17 protein-coding genes are annotated in these 18,720 nt (G+C 69.8%); 10 read left to right on the top strand and 7 right to left on the bottom strand.

The window, feature by feature from the left end; all coding sequences use genetic code 11:
- Nucleotides 1-21: 21 nt before the first annotated feature.
- The 4 genes from ACOZHM_RS01785 to ACOZHM_RS01770 all read right to left on the bottom strand — a co-directional run bounded on the left by ACOZHM_RS01785 (nucleotide 22) and on the right by ACOZHM_RS01770 (nucleotide 5,199).
- Entirely contained in the window at nucleotides 22-1,818 is a 1,797-nt protein-coding gene (locus tag ACOZHM_RS01785) for an FAD-binding protein (RefSeq protein WP_421567230.1), read from the bottom strand.
- A 127-nt stretch (nucleotides 1,819-1,945) separates the two neighbouring features.
- Complete coding sequence (locus tag ACOZHM_RS01780; protein ID WP_421567229.1) at nucleotides 1,946-2,782, bottom strand: class I SAM-dependent methyltransferase; 837 nt, start codon at nucleotides 2,780-2,782, stop codon at nucleotides 1,946-1,948.
- 70 nt (nucleotides 2,783-2,852) lie between these two features.
- Complete coding sequence (locus tag ACOZHM_RS01775) at nucleotides 2,853-4,196, bottom strand: Nramp family divalent metal transporter (RefSeq protein ID WP_421567228.1); 1,344 nt, start codon at nucleotides 4,194-4,196, stop codon at nucleotides 2,853-2,855.
- A 43-nt stretch (nucleotides 4,197-4,239) separates the two neighbouring features.
- Complete coding sequence (locus ACOZHM_RS01770) at nucleotides 4,240-5,199, bottom strand: LysR family transcriptional regulator (protein ID WP_421567227.1); 960 nt, start codon at nucleotides 5,197-5,199, stop codon at nucleotides 4,240-4,242.
- A 164-nt stretch (nucleotides 5,200-5,363) separates the two neighbouring features.
- Between ACOZHM_RS01770 and ACOZHM_RS01765 the strand changes: the two genes are divergently transcribed.
- Complete coding sequence (locus ACOZHM_RS01765; RefSeq protein WP_421567475.1) at nucleotides 5,364-6,488, top strand: MFS transporter; 1,125 nt, start codon at nucleotides 5,364-5,366, stop codon at nucleotides 6,486-6,488.
- Nucleotides 6,489-6,533: 45 nt separating this feature from the next.
- Here ACOZHM_RS01765 and ACOZHM_RS01760 read toward each other — a convergent pair whose 3' ends face one another.
- The gene (locus ACOZHM_RS01760) at nucleotides 6,534-7,181 is read right to left on the bottom strand and encodes a response regulator (protein WP_421567226.1); all 648 of its coding nucleotides are present in this window, start codon (nucleotides 7,179-7,181) and stop codon (nucleotides 6,534-6,536) included.
- 221 nt (nucleotides 7,182-7,402) lie between these two features.
- Here ACOZHM_RS01760 and ACOZHM_RS01755 point away from each other — a divergent pair, with 221 nt between their 5' ends.
- From ACOZHM_RS01755 to ACOZHM_RS01725, 7 genes are all read left to right on the top strand, one after another.
- Nucleotides 7,403-8,059 carry a hydrolase gene (locus tag ACOZHM_RS01755; protein WP_421567225.1) on the top strand — a complete coding sequence of 219 codons (657 nt, stop codon included), beginning with the start codon at nucleotides 7,403-7,405 and terminating at the stop codon, nucleotides 8,057-8,059.
- Nucleotide 8,060: 1 nt separating this feature from the next.
- A complete protein-coding gene (locus ACOZHM_RS01750) occupies nucleotides 8,061-8,465 on the top strand; it encodes a DoxX family protein (protein WP_421567224.1) in 405 nt (134 codons plus the stop codon).
- Between the two features lie 35 nt (nucleotides 8,466-8,500).
- Complete coding sequence (locus ACOZHM_RS01745) at nucleotides 8,501-10,345, top strand: amidohydrolase (RefSeq protein WP_421567223.1); 1,845 nt, start codon at nucleotides 8,501-8,503, stop codon at nucleotides 10,343-10,345.
- Nucleotides 10,324-11,631, top strand: coding sequence for an alginate export family protein (locus tag ACOZHM_RS01740; RefSeq protein ID WP_421567222.1), 1,308 nt, complete (start codon nucleotides 10,324-10,326; stop codon nucleotides 11,629-11,631). Before ACOZHM_RS01745 ends, ACOZHM_RS01740 begins: the two co-directional genes overlap by 22 nt.
- Nucleotides 11,625-13,265, top strand: a complete 1,641-nt coding sequence (locus ACOZHM_RS01735) for an MFS transporter (RefSeq protein ID WP_421567221.1) — start codon at nucleotides 11,625-11,627, stop codon at nucleotides 13,263-13,265. Before ACOZHM_RS01740 ends, ACOZHM_RS01735 begins: the two co-directional genes overlap by 7 nt.
- Nucleotides 13,266-13,339: 74 nt before the next feature.
- Nucleotides 13,340-14,116: a hypothetical protein gene (locus ACOZHM_RS01730; protein ID WP_421567220.1), complete on the top strand. Its 777-nt coding sequence runs from the start codon at nucleotides 13,340-13,342 to the stop codon at nucleotides 14,114-14,116.
- Between the two features lie 49 nt (nucleotides 14,117-14,165).
- Nucleotides 14,166-15,143 carry a zinc-binding dehydrogenase gene (locus ACOZHM_RS01725; protein WP_421567219.1) on the top strand — a complete coding sequence of 326 codons (978 nt, stop codon included), beginning with the start codon at nucleotides 14,166-14,168 and terminating at the stop codon, nucleotides 15,141-15,143.
- A gap of 165 nt (nucleotides 15,144-15,308) precedes the next feature.
- On the opposite strand, the gene ACOZHM_RS01720 is transcribed toward ACOZHM_RS01725, so the two are convergent.
- Nucleotides 15,309-16,196, bottom strand: coding sequence for a LysR family transcriptional regulator (locus tag ACOZHM_RS01720; protein ID WP_421567474.1), 888 nt, complete (start codon nucleotides 16,194-16,196; stop codon nucleotides 15,309-15,311).
- A gap of 243 nt (nucleotides 16,197-16,439) precedes the next feature.
- Between ACOZHM_RS01720 and ACOZHM_RS01715 the strand changes: the two genes are divergently transcribed.
- Nucleotides 16,440-16,874: a (R)-mandelonitrile lyase gene (locus ACOZHM_RS01715; protein WP_421567218.1), complete on the top strand. Its 435-nt coding sequence runs from the start codon at nucleotides 16,440-16,442 to the stop codon at nucleotides 16,872-16,874.
- Nucleotides 16,875-16,941: 67 nt separating this feature from the next.
- The gene (locus ACOZHM_RS01710) at nucleotides 16,942-17,859 is read left to right on the top strand and encodes a M14 family metallopeptidase (protein WP_421567217.1); all 918 of its coding nucleotides are present in this window, start codon (nucleotides 16,942-16,944) and stop codon (nucleotides 17,857-17,859) included.
- Between the two features lie 18 nt (nucleotides 17,860-17,877).
- Here ACOZHM_RS01710 and ACOZHM_RS01705 read toward each other — a convergent pair whose 3' ends face one another.
- Entirely contained in the window at nucleotides 17,878-18,696 is an 819-nt protein-coding gene (locus tag ACOZHM_RS01705) for an isocitrate lyase/PEP mutase family protein (RefSeq protein ID WP_421567216.1), read from the bottom strand.
- Between the last annotated feature and the right edge of the window lie 24 nt (nucleotides 18,697-18,720).

Raw genomic sequence — 18,720 nt, 5'->3', positions numbered from 1 at the left:
TAGCCGTCAGCGCCGCCGTTCTCAGCGCCGTCGTTCGAAGCCGTCCGCGCTCCAGTCCTCGCTGCCCACGCCGTGATGGATCACGAACAGCCCTTCGGGGTCGTAGCGGCGTTTTGCGGCCAGCAGGCGCGGGTAGTTCGGACCCCAGAACGACTGCTGCCAGTCGCGCTGGAAATAGTCGCACTCGGATACGTAGGTGGGCGCGGCCGGCAGCAGCGTGCGCAGTTGCTGGTAGGCGCGCTGCACCCGAGCCGCACCCTCGCGGGCGTCGGCTTCATCGACCGTGCCGCCACTGCCGGCATAGGCGGGGCCGCCGGCGTTGCCGATCAGGGCCAGGGCGAACGCGTCGAGCACGGCAGGATGCGTCGCCGTCGCACGGCTCGCCGCGAGCGCATCGGCCGGCGCGCCGAACAGGCCCTTGTTGCAGTGCAGTTCGACCGGCATGTGCGCCGCCGCCGCGCAGATCGCCGTCGCGGCGGCCTCGCGCTGCGCATCATCGAGCAGGCCCGACGGCATCCAGGCCGAGGCATACCCGTGCAGGTACCAGCCCACCTGGCTCTGGTCGCCTTTCCACAGCATGCGCATGCGCGGCGCATCAGGGCGGGTGTCCTCGGCAATCAGGTGCGGCGCGTGCCTGCGGAAGAAGTCCGCGTCCCACATGTGCCGCGCAGGCAAGGCCAATGCCTGCAGCGGATCAAGCAGGGTGTACTGCGGCCGCGCGGCGAGCCACGCGACGAACGGGCCCCACGCGGCCGCGGCGGCGTCCTGGCTCAGCCCCTGGAACACCATCGATACGCCCAGTGTGCGTTCGTCGCCGAAGCGCAGCTGTTCGCCCCAGTGCGGGTTGCACAGGGTGTCGCGGCAGAAGCGCAGCGTCTCGACCACCAGCGCGTGCCAGCTCTCGTCGCTGTCGGCCCGCACCTTCAGCGACACGCCGCCAAACGTGTCCGGCAGGGCATGGGTACGCAGGGTCATGCGGGTGACCACGCCGAAGCTGCCGGCGCACCCGCCCTTCAGCGCCCAGAACAGGTCCGGCTCCTGGTCGGCGTTGACCACGCGCACCCGACCGTCGGCGGTGACGACTTCGGCTTCGATCAGGCTGGCCGCCGCCGTGCCGAAGGCCTTTGAGAAGCTGCCGAAGCCGCCGCCGGTGACCAGGCCGGTGACCCCGACCGAGGTGCAGCCGCCACCCTGCACGTAACGTCCGCCGTGCGTGGTGACCGCGTTATAGGCGTCGATCCACATGGCGCCGGCGCCCACGCTGACCGCCGGCTGTGCGGCGGTGCCTGCCGCGGCGCCCTGCGCGACGAAGGCATCGTGCAACTCGACCTGGTTCATGGCGCGGGTCCAGACCAGCAGCGAGTCCGGTGCGCACGAGGTGCCGTGGTAGCTGTGCCCGCCGCCCTTGACCACCAGCCGCAGCCGATGGCGGCGGGCGAAGTTGACCGCCGCGGCGACATCGGCGCTGTTGGCGGCGCTGACCACCCGCGCGCTGGGCCGGGACAGCCACGCGCCGTGGTAGCCGCTGGTCTGGGTAAGCGCGGGCTGGTCGCCGATGAAGAACGGATTGCGGAGCTGCGCCAGTGCCTCGCTGCGGGTTGCGGCGTCGCCGAGGAAGGGCGAGACCGGCACCGAGAGGCGGCCGCCGACGGCGCGGGACAGCTGGTCCCAGTCGCTCGTACCGGGCCAACCGGCGGCACCCGGGCGGACCCGGGTCAGGCCGGCGGCGGGGCGCGGGCCGGTGGCCGCGGCCGCCTTCTGGACAAGGGGGAGCAGGGGCAGGGTGAGGCCGGCTTTGAGGCAGTCGCGACGTTTCATGGGGGTCCACAGCGAGGGGCGGTGGCCGCAGCATGTGCCTGCGATGCCTTGCTGTCATTGGCGTTGGGGCGAATGACAGGCGCGCTGGGACGAATGGTGGCGGGTAGGTGACGGCAGGTGCTGCCGGCTATTGCGCCCGCACCGACCAGCACGCGGCGGTGAACACCACCCGGTCGCCTTGCACGAAGGGGGCGAAGGCATCGACGACCGCTGCCAGTACCGACGCCCGGGTCGACGGGTCCAATCCTTCTGCCCGCAGCGCCTGGCCTACCGGGCCCAGCAGCGAGACGTAGGTGGGCAGGTCCTCACGGGCGATGCTGCAGCGGACATCCAGCGGGGTGATCTCGATCCTGGTCCAGCCGCTGTCGCGCAGCAGGGCCTGCACCTTGCCCGCGTCGGCGAACGCGAACTGCCCGGGGCCGTCGGCCGCGCGCGGCGGCAGTGCGAGCAGCGGCGCGGCGGCACGTTCGGCGGTGGTCATGAACGCATTCTCGGCCGGGCTGCGCCAGGCGATGGCGTGCAGGTTGCCTCCGGAGCGCAGGGCGCCGCGCAGGCGGCGGAAGGCCTGCACGGGATCGTTGAAGAACATCACCCCGAACCGCGACACGATGTGGTCGAGGCTGGCCGGTGCGAAGGCGTGCTGCTGGGCGTCGGCCACGATGAAGTCGATGTCCTTGCCGGCTGCGGCGGCGCGCTCGCGCGCGACCGCGATCATCGGCGCGGAGATGTCCACGCCCGTGCAGTGGCCTGATGGGCCGAGCCGGTCGGCGATGGCCAGGCAGACCGCGCCGGTGCCGCAGCCGACGTCCAGCACCTGCGCGTCGGGGTGGGCATCAAGGGGATCGGCCAACAAGGGCTCGAAGGGCGCGAACATGCCGTCGAGCAACGTCTGCGCCTGAACCCAGGCATCGCCGGCGGGGCCATTCCAGAGATCGTGTTGGGAGGGGGGCAGGTTTGTGGTCATCATGGGTTCCGGCAGGGAATGCGCAGACAATGCCACCTCAACCATGCTTGAGGTCAAGGGCCGGGCAACGTCACCCCACCGTCTCAACCAACAACTTCACATTCAACACCACGATCACCGCGGCAATCGCCCACGCCAGCGTCAACAACCACTTCGGCGCCACCAGCGCGCCCATGCGTGCCTTGTTGCCGACGAACAGCACCAGCGGAATCACTGCGAACGGCAGCTGCATGGACAACAGCACCTGGCTGAGCACCAGCAGCCGCGCGGTGCCTTGTTCGCCATAGATGGCCGTTACGATCACCACCGGCACGATCGCGATGCCGCGCGTGATCAGGCGCCGCGCCCACGGCGCGATGCGCAGGCGCAGGAAGCCCTCCATGACGATCTGCCCGGCCAGGGTGGCGGTCACGGTGGAATTGATGCCCGAGGCGAGCAGCGCCACCGCGAACAGGGTCGAGGCCAGCCCCACGCCCAGCATCGGCGAGAGCAGCTCGTAGGCCTGCTCGATCTCCTGCACGTCGGTGCGGCCCTGCGCATGGAACACGGCGGCGGCGAGGATCAGGATGGAGGCATTGATGAACAGCGCCAGCATCAGCGCGATGGTGCTGTCGGTGACCGCCCAGCGCAACGCGCTGCGCCGCCCGCTGTCGGTACGCGGGTAGGCGCGGGTCTGCACGATGGACGAATGCAGGTAGAGGTTGTGCGGCATCACCGTGGCGCCGATGATGCCGATCGCCAGATACAGCGCATGCGGGTTGGTCACCACCTCCGCGCGCGGAATGAAGCCGCCCAGCACCGCGTGCAGCGGCGGTGCGGCCAGCGCGATCTGCACGGCGAAGCAGGCGAAGATCACCAGCAACAGCGCAATCACGAAGGCTTCCAGCGCGCGGAAGCCGCGGTGCATGAGCCACAGCACCAGCACCACGTCCACGGCGGTGATGATCGCGCCCATCACCAGCGGCAGGCCGAACAGCAGTTTCAGCGCGATGGCGGTGCCGATCACCTCGGCCAGGTCGCAGGCGATGATCGCGATCTCGCACAGCACCCACAGGCACAGGTTTACCGGTTTTGAAAAGTGGTCGCGGCAGGCCTGGGCGAGGTCGCGGCCGGTGGCGATGCCCAGCCGCGCAGACAGGCCCTGCAGCACGATCGCCATCAGGTTCGAGAGCAGGATCACCGACAGCAGCAGATAGCCGAAGCGGGCGCCACCGGCGATGTCGGTGGCCCAGTTGCCCGGGTCCATGTAGCCGACCGAGACCATGTAGCCCGGGCCCAGGAACGCCAGCAGCCGGAACCACCAATGGCCGCCACTGGGCACGGCAACGCTGGCGTGCATGTCGCCCAGGCTGGGACCGTCGCCGGTGGGCTGCGGCCAGGCGCTGGTCGACGGGGAGAGGGGGTCCGCGCTCATGCCCTCAATATAGCAGAGGCTATGTTATCCAGTCAGTGCAAACTCACCGGGCCGCCGGGCGCGGTGGCAGGGGCAGCGCGCGCATCCCATGGGTGTGCGGCAGGCTGGCCTTCATCGCGTCGATGAAGGCGCGCAGGCGTGAGGGGATCTGCCGGGAAGCGGGATACACCAGGTGCACCGGCAGCGGCGGCGCCTCCCAACCGGGTACCAACTGCAGCAGGTGCCCGTTACGCAGGTCGTCGGCCACCAGCCAGGCCGACACCACCGCCGCGCCCAGCCCGGACAGTGCGGCACGCCGCACCACGAACAGGTTGTCGGTGAGCAGGCGCGGCTGGATGTCCACCCGCAGCGCGGGGCCATCGTCGGCAGGCAGCAGGCTGAAACGCTCGCGGTAGAAGGTGGTCAGGGCGATCCATGGCAGCCGCGGCAGCAGGGCGGGGTCATGCGGGTCGGCCGCGCCCAGCAGCGCCGGCGCGGCGATCACGATGCGCGGTACTTCGGCCAGCGGCACCGCGACCAGATGTGGCTCATGTACGCCGCCGACCCGGATGGCGCAGTCGATGCCGTCGGCGATGAAGTCCGGCGGCTGGTCTTCCAGCATCCATTCCAGGGTGACCTGCGGGTGGCGGGCCATGAACTGCAGCATGGGATCGAGCAGCTGGGCCTGGCCGAAGGCGTGCGGCACCACCACGCGCAAGCGTCCGCGTGGCACATCGACTTCGCCGCGCAGGTCGGCCTGGATCGCCTCCCACTCGTCCACCAGCGCACGGGCGTGGGCGTAACAGCGCTCACCATCTTCGGTGAGGGTCATCTGGTGGGTGGAGCGCTTGAGCAGGTGAAGACCGAACAAGCGCTCCAGTGCCTGCAGCCGGCGGCTGACGGTGGGCTGGGTGGTGCCCAGCTGCAGGGCAGCGGCCGAGAGGCTGCCGCTGTCGACGATGCGGACGAAGGTGTGCAGCAGGTCGATCCGGTCCGCGCCGACGGCCGAGGTGGTGGTGGTCATACGCCTCCCGTATGATGGATATGTACCCAAGCCTACTACACACCCTTACCCACACGCGCGATGCTGGCGCCACTTTCTCATGTGTGGAGTGGCTCATGTCCAGCGTGCATATAGCGCCCCTGGCCCCGGTGCAGGCCACCGTGCCGTCCCGGCTGATCGTGGCGATGGCGGCAGGGGCCGGCTTTTCGGTGGCTTCGATCTACTACAGCCAGCCGATGCTGGGCGTCATCGCCAGTGGGCTGGGCAGCGAACCGCAGGCCACCGGCATGGTGCCCACGCTGACCCAGCTGGGCTACGCGCTGGGCATCCTGCTGCTGGCGCCACTGGGCGACCGGGTCGACCGGCGGCGGCTGATCCTGCTCAAGTCACTGGTGCTGGCCGCGGCGCTGGCGACTGCCGCGCTCGCCGGCAGCCTGCCGACGCTGCTGCTCACCAGCCTGCTGATCGGCCTGATGGCCACCGTGGCGCAGGATGTGGTGCCCACTGCGGCGATGCTGGCCCCCGAGGCCGAGCGTGGTGCAGTAGTGGGCAAGGTGATGACCGGGCTGCTGCTGGGCATCCTGCTCTCGCGCGTGGCCAGCGGGCTGGTCGCGCAGGCACTGGGTTGGCGGGCGATGTTCGGCATCGCCGCCGTCTCCGTGGTGCTGATGGCACTGACACTGGCGCGCGAGCTGCCGCACCTGGCGCCCACCACGTCATTGCGTTACCCGGCGCTGCTGCGCTCGTTGGTTCACCTGTGGCGCGCGCAGCCGCAGCTGCGCCGTGCGGTGTTGGCGCAGGGGCTGTTGGCGGTGGGGTTCAGTGCGTTCTGGTCAACCCTGGCCGTGATGCTGCACAGCCGCTTCCAGCTGGGCAGTGCGGTGGCCGGTGCGTTCGGCATTGCCGGTGCGGCGGGCGCGCTGGCCGCGCCGCTGGCCGGGCGCTGGGCCGACCGGCTGGGCAGCCACGCGGTGGCGCGGATCGCCATCGGGATCGCGTTGCTCGGGTTCGCGATGCTGCTGCTGGACGCGTGGCTGCCGCGCGCGGCGATCCTGCCGTTGCTGGCCATCAGTGCGGTGGTGTTCGACTTCGGCTTCCAGGCCGCGCTGGTATCGCACCAGACGCTGGTCTACGGACTCGCCCCGGAGGCGCGCAGCCGGCTCAACGCGCTGCTGTTCACCGGGGTGTTCCTGGGCATGGCGGCGGGCGGGGCGCTGGGTGCGGTGGTACTGGCGCACTTCGGGTGGACAGGCGTGGCGACGCTGGCGACGGTCGCCGCAGGCGCCAGTCTGGTGGTGCGGTTGCGCTGATCGGCTTCGTTCCGGTGGTGCGTGGTTGACGGCCATGGGCCGTCACTACGGGTCGGTGTCGAGGCTGATGATGCCGCGCTTGAGGGCGAGCGTGACGGCATGGGTGCGGTCGCGGGCGCCGAGCTTCTCCATGATGTTCTTCATGTGGGCCTTGACGGTCTGCTCGGAGATGCCCATCCGCTCGCCGATGCCCTTGTTCGAGCAGCCGCTGGCGACGTGGCCAAGCACCTCGGTTTCGCGCGGCGACAGGCTGTCTTCCACCACATGCGCGGCGATGCTGGCCGCCAGTGTCGCTGGAATGCCGGCGCGGCGGCCGCTGTGCACGGTGCGGATGGTGTCCACCAGTTCGTGGCGCAGCATGTCCTTGAGCAGGTAGCCGCTGGCGCCGGCCTGCAGCGCCCGCACCGCGCGGACGTCGCCGCGATAGGTGGTGAGCACGATGATGCGCGCACGCGGGTCATGCTGGCGGATGCGCGCGATGGCCTCTTCGCCGTCCACCTTTGGCAGCTGCAGGTCCATCAGCACCACGTCCGGGCGCAGGGCGAGGTACTGGGCCACCGCTTCCTCGCCATCGCCGGCTTCGCCGAGCAGGCGCATGTCCGGCTGCATGTCCAGCAGCGCGGCAAGGCCATCGCGCAGCAGCGGATGGTCGTCGACCACCAGGATGCCGATCGGTGAGGGCGTGAGGGTCATGCAGAATGTCCGGGTTGCGTCGCCAGCACCGCTGGAGGTCCCCGGATTGTCGCAGGCTGGGGGCAGTCCGGGGCCACTCTTTCAGGGGAGGCGCCGCACCGGCGCCGCGTGGCGGATCCCCCGAAAGGGTAGCCGCGGCCACCACCCATATGAGGGTAGGGCGCGCACGCGCGCGGGGTGACCATGGCGCATCCCCTGAGTTGCCTTCCCAAGGACGCCCGATGACCACCGCCACTGCCGTGCCCGGCACCTCGCTGCTGTCGCCCACCAACCACGCCCTGGTCCTGATCGACTTCCAGTCGCAGATGGCCTTCGCCACCCGTTCGATCGACATCGCCGCGCTGCGCAACAACGTGGCGCTGATCGCCAAGGGTGCGGCGGGCTTCAAGGTGCCTGTGGTACTGACCACCGTGGCCGAGACCTCGTTCTCCGGCCCGCTGTTCCCGGAACTGCCGGCGGTCTTCCCGGGCCAGCAGGTGTTCGACCGGACCTCGATGAACACCTGGGAGGACGCGCCGGTGATCGCGGAGATCAACCGTATCGGCCAGCAGCGCCTGGTGCTTGCCGGCCTGTGGACCAGCGTATGCATCGTCGGCCCGGCGCTGTCGGCGATTGAACAGGGCTTCGAGGTGTACGTGATCACCGACGCCTGCGGCGATGTCAGCGACGAGGCGCACGAGCGCGCCGTCATGCGCATGGTGCAGGCCGGCGCGGTACCGATCACTTCCGTGCAGTACCTGCTGGAACTGCAGCGTGACTGGGCACGCGGCGAGACCTATGGCCTCACCACCGGCATCGCCCGCGAGCATGCCGGCGGCTATGGCCTCGGCATCCAGTACGCCAAGGCCATGTTCGGCGCGCAGGAAGGCGGCCACTGAGGTGGGGGGCGCCACCGGCCTGGACGTGGGGCTGCTGGTGCTGCGGGTGGCGGCGGGAGGGTTCCTGCTGCCGCACGCGCTGGGCAAGCTGTTCGGCTGGTTCGGCGGCCCCGGCCTGGCCGGGTTTGCCGACGAGCTGCGTGGCTACCGGTTGCCGGCGCCTGCACCGGTGCCGCTGCTGCTGGCCAGCGTGCAGGTGCTGTGCGGGCTGGCCGTGCTGCTGGGCTGGCAGACCCGCATCGCCGCCGTGATCGCCGCGCTGTTCCTCGCCTTCACCGCGCTGCTGGCGCTGCCGAAAGGCTGGTTCTGGATGCGCGGCGGTATCGAATACCCGTTGTTCTGGACCCTGGCGCTGTGCGCCATCGCCCTGGCCGGGCCCGGCAGCTTCGCGCTGCGTGCGGGGTAGCCGGGCGCGCCTTTGCTGATTCGTTGGAGAAACCGATGTCCACCCTGCTCATCCGCCACGCCCGCATCACCACACTCGATCCCCGCCTGCCACAGGCTGATGCGCTGGCGGTGGTGGACGGCCGCATCGCCGCGATCGGTGCCGAGGCCGACGTGCGTGCCGGGCTGACCGGCGCCACCGTGATCGATGCCGGCGGCCGCCGGCTGGTGCCTGGGCTCAACGACAGCCACACGCATCTGATCCGGGGCGGGCTCAACTACAACCTGGAACTGCGCTGGGACGGGCTGCGTTCGCTGTCCGATGCCATGGCGATGCTGAAGGCCCAGGTCGACAACACGCCGGCACCGCAGTGGGTGCGGGTGGTGGGCGGCTTCACCGCCGAGCAGTTCATCGAGAAACGCCTGCCGACGCTGGCCGAACTCAACGCCATCGCGCCCGACACCCCGGTGTTCCTGCTGCACCTGTATGACCGCGCGCTGCTCAACCGCGCCGCGCTGCGCGCCTGCGGATACGACAAGAACACCCCGGACCCACCGGGTGGGCAGATCGCGCGCGACAGCCTCGGCAACCCCACCGGCCTGCTGCTCGCCAAGCCCAACGCGCTGATCCTGTACGCCACCCTGGCCAAGGGGCCGCGGCTGCCGATCGACTACCAGGCCAATTCCACCCGACACTTCATGCGCGAGCTGAACCGGCTGGGCATCACCTCGGTGATCGACGCCGGCGGCGGCTTCCAGAATTACCCCGAGGACTACCAGGTCATCGAGCAGCTGCACCGCGACGGCGAATTGACCGTGCGCATCGCCTACAACCTGTTCACCCAGAGCAAGGGCAAGGAGGTCCAGGACTTCCAGCACTGGAGCAAAATCCTGGCGCCGCGCCAGGGCGACGACCTGCTGCGGCATAACGGTGCCGGTGAAATGCTGGTGTTCTCGGCGGCCGATTTCGAACTGTTCAACGAACCGCGCCCCGAACTGCCGCCGGGCATGGAGCCGGAGCTGGAACAGGTGGTCAAGCTGCTGGTGGAGAAGCGCTGGCCGTTCCGCATCCACGCCACCTACGACGAGAGCATCGACCGCATCTTGGACGTGTACGAGCAGGTCAACCGCGAGATCCCGTTCGACGGCCTGCACTGGTTCATCGACCACGCCGAGACCATCACCCCGCGCAACATCGAGCGCATCCGCGCGCTCGGCGGCGGCCTGGCCATCCAGCACCGCATGGCCTACCAGGGCGAGGCCTTCGTGCAGCGCTACGGTGCCGAGGCGGCCCGACACACGCCGCCGGTGCGGCGCATGCTGCAGGCCGGCGTGCCGGTTGGCGCCGGCACCGACGCCACCCGCGTGGCCAGCTACAACCCGTGGGTGGCACTGTCATGGCTGGTCACCGGTCGCACCGTGGGCGGCCTGGCGTTGTATGGCGAAGAGAACCTGCTCGAACGCGAAGAAGCGCTGCGCCTGTGGACGCAGGGCAGTGCGTGGTTCTCCGGCGACGACGGCCGCAAGGGCACGCTGGCCGTTGGCCAGCTGGCCGACTTCTGCGTGCTGTCGTCGGACTTCTTCGCGGTCGACGATGCCGCCATTGCCGATATCACCAGCGTGCTGACCGTGGTCGGTGGGCGGGTGGTGCACGGCGACGGCGAATTCGGCCCGCTGGCGCCGACACTGCCGCCGGCGATGCCGGACTGGTCGCCGGTGAACCGCTTCGGCGGCTACCACGTGGGCGGTGCGGCCACCGGCCTGGTGGCGCACGCGCATGCGCATGGCCAGGGTGGCGCGTGCCGCACCCATGGCCACGGCCACGCAGCAGCACACGCGGTGCCGACCGATGCGCCGAACGCCTTCTGGGGCGCGCTGGGATGTTCGTGCTTCGCGTTCTGAGCCTGGCGGTGGCGGCGGCGCTGCCGTCGCTGGCGGTCGCGTGTGCGCCCGATGCAACGGGCCGCTGCATTGCACTGGACGGCGGTGGCGAGGCGCAGCTGGACGCCTCGCTGCGGCTGCGCGGCATGTACTACGACCCGACCCGCTTCGGCATACAGGGGCGCGAGGATGGCTATGGCCTCCTGCGCGCGCTGAGCTCGGTAGCGATCCGGCGTGACCGCTGGGAAGGCATGGTGCAGCTGGGCGTGCACGCCGAGCAGGGGCGCGACGGCGGACCGGGCGGCACCGACCGCGGCGCGCTCGACCTGCAGCAGGGCTACGTGCGCTGGCACGGCGACCATCTGAGCTGGCAGCTGGGGCGGCAGGAAGCGGCGTACGGCAGCTCGCGGCTGCTGTCGGTGCGCGATGGCCCCAACATCCGGCTCGCCTTCGATGGCGTCCGCGCGCGGTGGCAGCAGGGTGGCTTGACGCTGGATGCGATGGCCTTGCGGCCGGTCGACAACCGCATGGGCGCCTTCGACGACCGCAGCGATCGCGGCCAGTATCTGCTCGGCGGCTATGCGACCTGGCAGGGCGCGCGCGCCGGCAACGGGCTGGACCTGTACCTGCTGGACTACGGCCGCGATGGCGCACGCTTCGCCAGTGCGTCCGGCGACGAGCGCCGCACCTCGCTGGGCACGCGCTGGTTCGCGCGGCACCCGCGCTGGGACGCCAATATCGAAGCGGTCGCGCAACGCGGCACGCTGGCGCGCAGGCAGGGCGGGCAGGGCGACCTGGCCATCCGCGCGTGGACGCTGGCCAGCGACAGCGGCGTGCGCTGGCCCGATGCGCCGTGGCAGCCGCGGATCGGCGTGAAGCTGGACATCGCCAGCGGCGACCGCAACGCCAGCGACGAGCGGCTGGGGACCTTCAACGCGATGTACCCGAAGTCGGCGTATTTCAGCGAGGCCAGCCTGCTCGCACCGGCCAACCTGATGGATGTGCAGCCGACGCTGACGCTGGCGCCGCACGCGAACGTGAGCACCGAACTTGGCGTGCAGCTGGCCTGGAAGCACCAGCGCAGCGACGCCATCTACACCACCCCGGCGCCGCTGGCGGCGGTACCCGGCACCGCCGGAACGCCGCGGCGGATCGGCCAGCAGTACAAGTGGGAAACCAGCTGGCAGGCCAGCAACCACTGGACCTGGAAAGGCCAGCTGGCCTGGTTCGAGGCCGGCCCCGGTTTGCGCGCGGCCGGTGGCCGCGACTCTCTGTTTGCATCGGTAGTAGGAGCATGGCAATGGTAGATACCGTCCCCAACGCAGCCGCCGGCGCGTGGTCACCGCTGAAGATCCGGCTGTTCCGTACGATGTGGCTGGCCATTCTGGGCAGCAACGTCGGCACCTGGGTCAACGATGTGGCCGCGGCATGGGTGATGGCCGAGCGGACCGGCTCGCCGCTGATGGTGGCGCTGGTGCAGTCGGCCACCACGGTGCCGGTGGTGCTGCTGGCCCTGGTGGCCGGCACCTTGGCCGACATCGTCGACCGCCGCCGCTACCTGCTGTTCACCCAGGGCTGGATGCTGCTGGTGGCCGCGACCCTGGCCACGCTCACCGCGCTGTCGATGCTGACCCCACCGCTGCTGGTGGCGCTGACCTTCGCCATGGGCTGCGGCGCCGCCATGGCCGTGCCCGCACAGGCGGCCATCGTGTCCGAACTGGTGCCGCGGCCGATGCTGGCCTCGGCCGTGGCGCTGAATTCGATCGGCATCAACATCGCGCGCTCGCTCGGCCCGGCCATCGGCGGCCTGATCGTGTCGCAGCTCGGCGCCGGCTGGGCGTTCGGCCTGAACGCGCTGAGCTTTGCAGCCATGCTGTGGGTGCTGTTCAACTGGAAGACCGATCCGCAGGCGTCGAGCCTGCCGCCGGAGGGCTTCGGTGCGGGCCTGCGCGCGGGGCTGCGCTATGCGATGCGGGCCGGGCGGTTGCAGGCGGTGCTGATCAAATCGGCGGGTTTCTTCTTCTTTGCCAGTGCGCTCACCGCCTTGCTGCCGCTGGTGGTGCGTGGCGAGCTGCACGGCGGGGCGGGCACGTATGGCCTGCTGCTCGGCTGCATCGGCATCGGCGCGGTCAGTGGCGCGCTGCTGCTGCCGCGCCTGCGCGCGCGGATGGATCGTGACCTGCTGGTGTTGCTGGCCACGCTGGCGTGTGCGCTGAGTCTGTTGGGGCTGGCCTGGCTGCGGCACATGGCAGTGCTGCCGGTGGCCATGCTGGTCAACGGTTTCGCCTGGATCACCGTGCTGTCCTCGTTGCAGATCGCCGCGCAGACCGCGGTACCGGCCTGGGTGCGCGCGCGTGCACTGTCGCTGTACATCATGGTGTTCTCGCTGGGCATGGCGGCGGGCGGCCTGAGCTGGGGCAGCATCGCGCAGCGCACCTCGATTCCGTTGGCCTTGACCGCCGCCGCGATCGGCGCGGTGATCGCTGGGCTGCTGGTGTGGCGCGTGCGCATCGCCGGCAGCGAAGAACTGGACCTGCGCCCGGCCGGTCACTGGCCTGCGCCGGAGCTGGCGGTGCCGGTCACGCATGATCGCGGTCCGGTGCTGGTCACCGTGGAATACCGCATCGACGAGGCCGACCGCGCGGCATTCCATGCGCTGATGGGTGAGTTGGGGCGCACCCGGCGCCGCGACGGTGCGGTGATCTGGAGCGTGGCCGAGGACGTGGCCACCCCGGGCGTGCACCTGGAGTATTTCGTGACCAGCTCGTGGATCGAGCACCTGCGCCAGCATGAGCGCGTGACGGCCGAAGACCGGGCGCTGCAGGAGCAGGTGAGGGCGTTGCACCGCAACGAACACGCGCCGATCTTGCGGCATTTCGTAGGGGGCAGCGGCGCGTTGAAGGGCCTCAAGCACAGCCACGAGCACCCTGAGCGGGGTTGAAAGGTGCGCTTGCCATGGCACCTTCTTAACCAGAATGCGCGTATCGTCAGCGCTCTTTGAGCAGGAGCGGGTGCATGCGTTGGATCGTGTTGTTGGCCGCATTGGCCATGCCAGCGGTGGCGTGGTTGTCCCAGACCGGTCAGTTCGGCCCGACCAACGGTGCGATTTCCGACCGTTACCCCACGCTGCTGGTCGCGGCGGGCTACGCGTTCTCGATCTGGGGCGTGATCTTCCTGTGGAACGTGCTGTTCGGGCTGTGGCAGCTGCGCCGCCGCAAGCCCGATGACAACGCCCGGGTACGTGGCTGGGCCACCGTGGGCTTCGTCCTCACCGCGGCGTGGATGCCGGTGTTCTCCAACCAGTGGTTCCTGCCCGCGCTGGCCATCATCTGGGCGGCGCTGCTGTGCCTGCTGGTCGCCGCCGTGCGGGCGGCACCGGCCACCGCCAGTGCCGGCCAGCGCGCATTCGCTGCCTATCCGCTGGCCCTGCACGCGGGCTGGCTGACGATGGCTGCCTTCCTCAATACCGCGCAGGTCATCGTGGCCTACCAGTGGCTGCCCACCGGCAACATGCTGTCGTGGAGCCTGGTGCTGCTGGCCATCGCCACGCTGCTGGCCTGGACCATGAACCACCGGCTACGCGGCCACTTCGCCTATCCGGTCGCGGTGGTGTGGGCGCTGGTGGGCGTATACGTGAAGCAGTCTGAGTGGCGCCTGCCGGGTGCCGACACGGTCGCCGTGCTGGCGCTGGCGGTGGCGGTACTGCTGGTGCTGCAGACCCTGTTGCTGCGCGCGCGTGCCTGGCGCACGCCGCGCGCGGGCGTGGTGGCGGCACACCGTCACCGCCGTTGATCGTCGCCGGCCGCGACCGGCGCCCCTGGATTCGTAGAAGGAGACCCCCATGCGCGTTGCACTGCATGACCAGTTTGGCGACCCGACCGTGGTGCTTCACGGCGGCGAAATGCCTACCCCGGAACCCGCTGCAGGCGAGGTGCGGATCCGCACCGTGCTGGCCCCCATCCACAACCATGATCTGTGGACCGTGCGCGGCCAGTACGGTTACAAGCCGACGCTGCCGGCCATCGGCGGCAGCGAAGGGACCGGCGTGATCGACGCGCTGGGCGAAGGCGTCACCGGCCTGCAGGTCGGTCAGCGGGTGAGCGCCGCCTCGGTGCACGGCAGTTGGGCCGAGCAGTTCATCGCGCCGGCGCGGATGGTGATTCCGATGCCGGACAGCATCGATGACAACACCGCCGCGCAGCTGATCGCCATGCCGTTGAGCGCGCTGATGCTGCTGGAGTTCCTGCAGGTGGAGCCTGGCCAGTGGATCCTGCAGAACGCGGCCAATGGCGCGGTCGGCAAGGCGCTGGCGATGCTGGCCAAGGCGCGTGGCGTGCATTGCCTCAACCTGGTTCGCCGCGATGCGGGTGTTGCGGAGATGGAGGCGCTGGGCATCGACCACACGATCTCCACCGCGCAGGCGGACTGGATCGAGCAGGTGCAGGCACGGGTGGGCAAGGGTGCGATCGTGGCGGCGGTGGATTCGGTCGGCGGCCGCGCCAGCGGCGAGTTGATGACGCTGCTGGCCGAAGGCGGCACGCTGGTGTCGTTCGGCTCGATGACCGGTGAGCCGATGCAGATCGGCTCGGGCGACGTGATCTTCAAGCAGGCCACGGTGAAGGGCTTCTGGGGCAGCAAGGTCAGCCAGGCCATGGCGCCGGAAGACAAGCGCCGGCTGGTCGGCGAGCTGTTGAAACTGGCGGCGGCCGGTGGCCTGAACCTGCCGGTGGACGGGGTGTACGGTCTTGATCAGATCGCCGAGGCCGCCAAGGCCAGCCTGCAACCCGGCCGCAACGGCAAGGTGCTGCTGCGTCCGTAAGGGGATTCCGCCGCCTGCTGCGGCGGGACGCTGAGGGAATGCGCACTGGTAGGGTCGCATCCCAATCGACTGCACGTAGCCCGTCCACGTGCGATGACGGCATGACCCACAATCGAAACAGGCGCTGTACCGGTAGACGCGCACGTCGTCGATCAGAATGCGCCGCTACGCCCGCAGCGCTTCGATCACCACACGCAACGCGCTGGAGGACTGCCGGCGGCTCGGGTAGTAGGCATGAAACCCGGCGAAGACATCGCACCAGTCGAGCATCACCCGCTGCAGGCGACCGGCGGCGACATCCTCCAGCACCATCTCTTCCAGCAGATACGCCAGCCCGGCGCCGGCCAGCGCGGCGCGATGAATCGCCACGCTGCTGTTGAAGGTCCATTGCCCGTCCACGCGCACGTTCACGTTCTGGCCGTCCTTGTGCAGGTCCCAGACCATCAGGCCGCCGTGGGTGGGCAGGCGCAGGCCGATGCAGTCGTGCGCGGCCAGATCGGCCGGCACCTGCGGCGCGGTGTGGTGCTGGAAGTAGCCGGGGCTGGCGACGATGGCCATGCGCTGCGGCCCGCTGATCGGCACCGCGATCATGTCCTGGGCAACGCGGTCGCCGAGCCGGATGCCGATGTCGTAGCGCTGGGCCACGATGTCGGCCAGGCCGTAGTCCACCGTCAGCTCAACCTTCAGGTCGGGGTAGCGCGGCAGCACCTTCGCCAGCCGTGGCCAGACGATCCGGTTGGCCACGTGTTCCGAGGTGGTGATGCGGATCGTGCCGGCCGGGTGGTCGCGGTACTCGGCCACGGCCGCGAGTTCCGCCTCGATCTCTTCAAGACGCGGCCCGACACTTTCGTACAGCCGCTCGCCGGCTTCGGTCATCGACACGCTGCGCGTGGTGCGGGTCAGCAGCCGCACCCCCAGCCGCTCCTCCAGCCCGCGCACGGTGTGGCTCAGCGCGGACTGCGAGACGCCGAGCTGCGCGGCGGCACGGGTGAAGCTGCGCTCGCGCGCCACGATGACGAAGACCTGCAGGTCGTTGAAGTTCTCACGGGCCATGGGGTGGGGCAGGGGGCGCATGGCAGTCATGCGCCCACATCATGGGCGCGCACCATTGATGAACTCAAGCGGTGTGATGGGGGCTCAACAACCGATGGCGGCATGACCCATGATCGGGATAGGCGTTCTGCACGAAGACACGCAGGACTCCGTTGATTGTCATGCCGTTACCGGCGCGATCATCATCACCTGCAGTCGATCGGGATGCGACCCTACCGGTACCCCAGGCCCAGGAGCAATCCCATGTCCTCGTCTACCCCAGCTGATGCCGCCCCTATCCGCATCACACCCGCCGGCACCACCGCCTCTGCGGCTGGCGCAACGGACTACTTCACCGGCACCGTGCGCATCGATGCGCCGTTCAGCACCGACGCACCGGCCCGAACCGGCGGTGCGACAGTCACCTTCGAACCCGGCGCGCGCACCGCGTGGCACACCCATCCGCTGGGCCAGACCCTGATCGTCACGGCCGGCGTGGGCAGCGTGCAGGAGTGGGGCAAGCCCGCGCAGGAGATCCGCCCGGGCGACATCGTCTGGATTCCGCCGGGCGTGAAGCATTGGCACGGCGCCAAGCCCGACGTGGCGATGACCCACATCGCCATCGCCGAATCCGTGGACGGTTCGCCGGTCACCTGGCTGGAGCAGGTAACGGAGGCGCAATACCGCTCCACCCCGTAGCGCAGGGCAACGACACCCGGACGCAGGCTAAAATGGCGCTCTTCCGTGACCACTCGCGAGCTCTGCCATGAACGACACCCGCTTCTATCCCATCGGCACCCCTGGCCAGGCCTGGGGCGACGACGAAAAGGCGCAGTGGCGGGCGCGTCAGGTGCCGGTGCGGCGCTATGCCGACGACGTGCTGCCGGTGCTGGAGACGCTGCGCGAGCGGTTCGATGTGGTGCAGTACGGCACGCTCGACTATGCGCCGCACCGCTACCCGCTGTTCGCCGTGCGCAGCCGCGACTGGAACCCGGCGCTGCCGTCGGTGCTGGTCACCGGCGGTGTGCATGGCTATGAAACCAGCGGCGTGGAAGGTGCGCTGCAGTTCCTGGCCACGCGTGCCGCCGACTATGCCGGCCGCGCCAACGTGCTGGTGGCGCCGTGCGTGAGCCCGTGGGGCTATGAGCGCATCCAGCGCTGGAATGCCGATGCGATCGATCCGAACCGCTCGTTCGTGGCCGACAGCCCGGCGCAGGAATCGGCGGCGCTGATGGCACTGGTGGCACCGCTGCGCGACGGCATGCGCCTGCATATCGACCTGCATGAAACCACCGACAGCGACGAGAGCGAGTTCCGCCCGGCGCTGGCCGCACGCGATGGCAAGCCGTTCGAGCCGGGCGGGATTCCCGATGGCTTCTATCTGGTGGACGACAGCGAAAACCCGCAGCCGGCATTCCAGCAGGCGGTCAACGCGGCGGTGGAGCAGGTGACGCATATCGCGCCGGCCGACGAGAAGAACGAGATCATCGGCTCGCCGGTGGTGGCGCCGGGGGTGATCGAGTACCCGCTGAAGAAGCTTGGCCTGTGCGCCAGCATCACCGGTGCGACCTATACCACCACCACCGAGGTCTACCCGGACAGCCCGCGCGCGACCCCGCAGCAGTGCAACGATGCCCAGGTGGCCGCGGTGTGCGCGGCGATCGATTACGCCCTGGCGCACTGATCCAGGCGCCACGCGCCGTCAGCGGAACAGCTGGTTCAGCGCAGCGCCGCTGGCCGCATCGGCGAAGCCGTCGAAGCGGCCTTCGTCGTGGATCTGCTGCGCGGCGCGCATCAGTCCGCCCCAGGCGGTGCGCGCCATGGCGCCGCCGACGCTGACACGGCGCACCCCCATCGCGGCGATGTCCTGCAGCGTGAATGGCACGGCGCTGCCGACCAGCAGGTTCACCGGTTTCGGCGCGACGGCGGCGACCACAGTTTCGATCTGTTCGCGCGTGCTGATGCCCGGCGCATACAGGCAGTCTGCGCCGGCCTGGGCGTAGGCACGCAGGCGCGTGATCGTGTCGTCCAGGTCGGGGCGGCCGACGAAGAAGTTCTCGGCACGGCCGATCAGCAGCACGTCTTCGCCGGCGCGGTCGATCGCCGCGCGGGCGGCGCGCATGCGCGCCACGGCGTCGTCCAGCGAACGCAGCGGATGATCGGGATCGGCGGAGGCATCTTCGATGGAAATGCCGGCAACGCCGGTGGCGATGGCGCGGACGACGGCGGCATCGATCCGCGCAGGGTCACCGCCAAAGCCATCGCCGAAGTCGGCGTTCACCGGCAGCGGCGTGGCCGCGACCAGGTCGCGCAGGTGGGCCAGGGTGTCGTCCAGCGACAGCTGGCCATCGGCGCGGCCGAGGCTCCAGGCCACGCCCGAACTGGTGCTGGCGAGGGCCTTGAAGCCCAGATTGTGCAGGTAGCGGGCGCTGCCGATGTCCCAGGGATTGGGCAGCACGAAACAGCCATCGGCGTGCAGGGCGCGGAAGGCGGCGCGGCTGTGATTGAAGGTTTGGGTCATCGGGTGGCCTGCCATCAGAATCAT

This window comes from Stenotrophomonas sp. PD6, assembly GCF_049199305.1.
Lineage (GTDB): Bacteria > Pseudomonadota > Gammaproteobacteria > Xanthomonadales > Xanthomonadaceae > Stenotrophomonas.
The sequence above is the reverse complement of the archived record's forward strand: the minus strand, read 5'-3'. Positions and strand labels throughout refer to the sequence as shown.

Coding starts and splice junctions, on each gene's coding strand:
- ACOZHM_RS01735 (WP_421567221.1), top strand. CDS start 11,625: ATGGTAGATACCGTCCCCAACGCAGCCGCCGGCGCGTGGTCACCGCTG.
- ACOZHM_RS01785 (WP_421567230.1), bottom strand. CDS start 1,818: ATGAAACGTCGCGACTGCCTCAAAGCCGGCCTCACCCTGCCCCTGCTC.
- ACOZHM_RS01770 (WP_421567227.1), bottom strand. CDS start 5,199: ATGACCACCACCACCTCGGCCGTCGGCGCGGACCGGATCGACCTGCTG.
- ACOZHM_RS01715 (WP_421567218.1), top strand. CDS start 16,440: ATGTCCTCGTCTACCCCAGCTGATGCCGCCCCTATCCGCATCACACCC.
- ACOZHM_RS01710 (WP_421567217.1), top strand. CDS start 16,942: ATGAACGACACCCGCTTCTATCCCATCGGCACCCCTGGCCAGGCCTGG.
- ACOZHM_RS01745 (WP_421567223.1), top strand. CDS start 8,501: ATGTCCACCCTGCTCATCCGCCACGCCCGCATCACCACACTCGATCCC.
- ACOZHM_RS01765 (WP_421567475.1), top strand. CDS start 5,364: ATGGCGGCAGGGGCCGGCTTTTCGGTGGCTTCGATCTACTACAGCCAG.
- ACOZHM_RS01755 (WP_421567225.1), top strand. CDS start 7,403: ATGACCACCGCCACTGCCGTGCCCGGCACCTCGCTGCTGTCGCCCACC.
- ACOZHM_RS01760 (WP_421567226.1), bottom strand. CDS start 7,181: ATGACCCTCACGCCCTCACCGATCGGCATCCTGGTGGTCGACGACCAT.
- ACOZHM_RS01705 (WP_421567216.1), bottom strand. CDS start 18,696: ATGACCCAAACCTTCAATCACAGCCGCGCCGCCTTCCGCGCCCTGCAC.
- ACOZHM_RS01775 (WP_421567228.1), bottom strand. CDS start 4,196: ATGAGCGCGGACCCCCTCTCCCCGTCGACCAGCGCCTGGCCGCAGCCC.
- ACOZHM_RS01725 (WP_421567219.1), top strand. CDS start 14,166: ATGCGCGTTGCACTGCATGACCAGTTTGGCGACCCGACCGTGGTGCTT.
- ACOZHM_RS01780 (WP_421567229.1), bottom strand. CDS start 2,782: ATGACCACAAACCTGCCCCCCTCCCAACACGATCTCTGGAATGGCCCC.
- ACOZHM_RS01740 (WP_421567222.1), top strand. CDS start 10,324: ATGTTCGTGCTTCGCGTTCTGAGCCTGGCGGTGGCGGCGGCGCTGCCG.
- ACOZHM_RS01720 (WP_421567474.1), bottom strand. CDS start 16,196: ATGGCCCGTGAGAACTTCAACGACCTGCAGGTCTTCGTCATCGTGGCG.
- ACOZHM_RS01730 (WP_421567220.1), top strand. CDS start 13,340: ATGCGTTGGATCGTGTTGTTGGCCGCATTGGCCATGCCAGCGGTGGCG.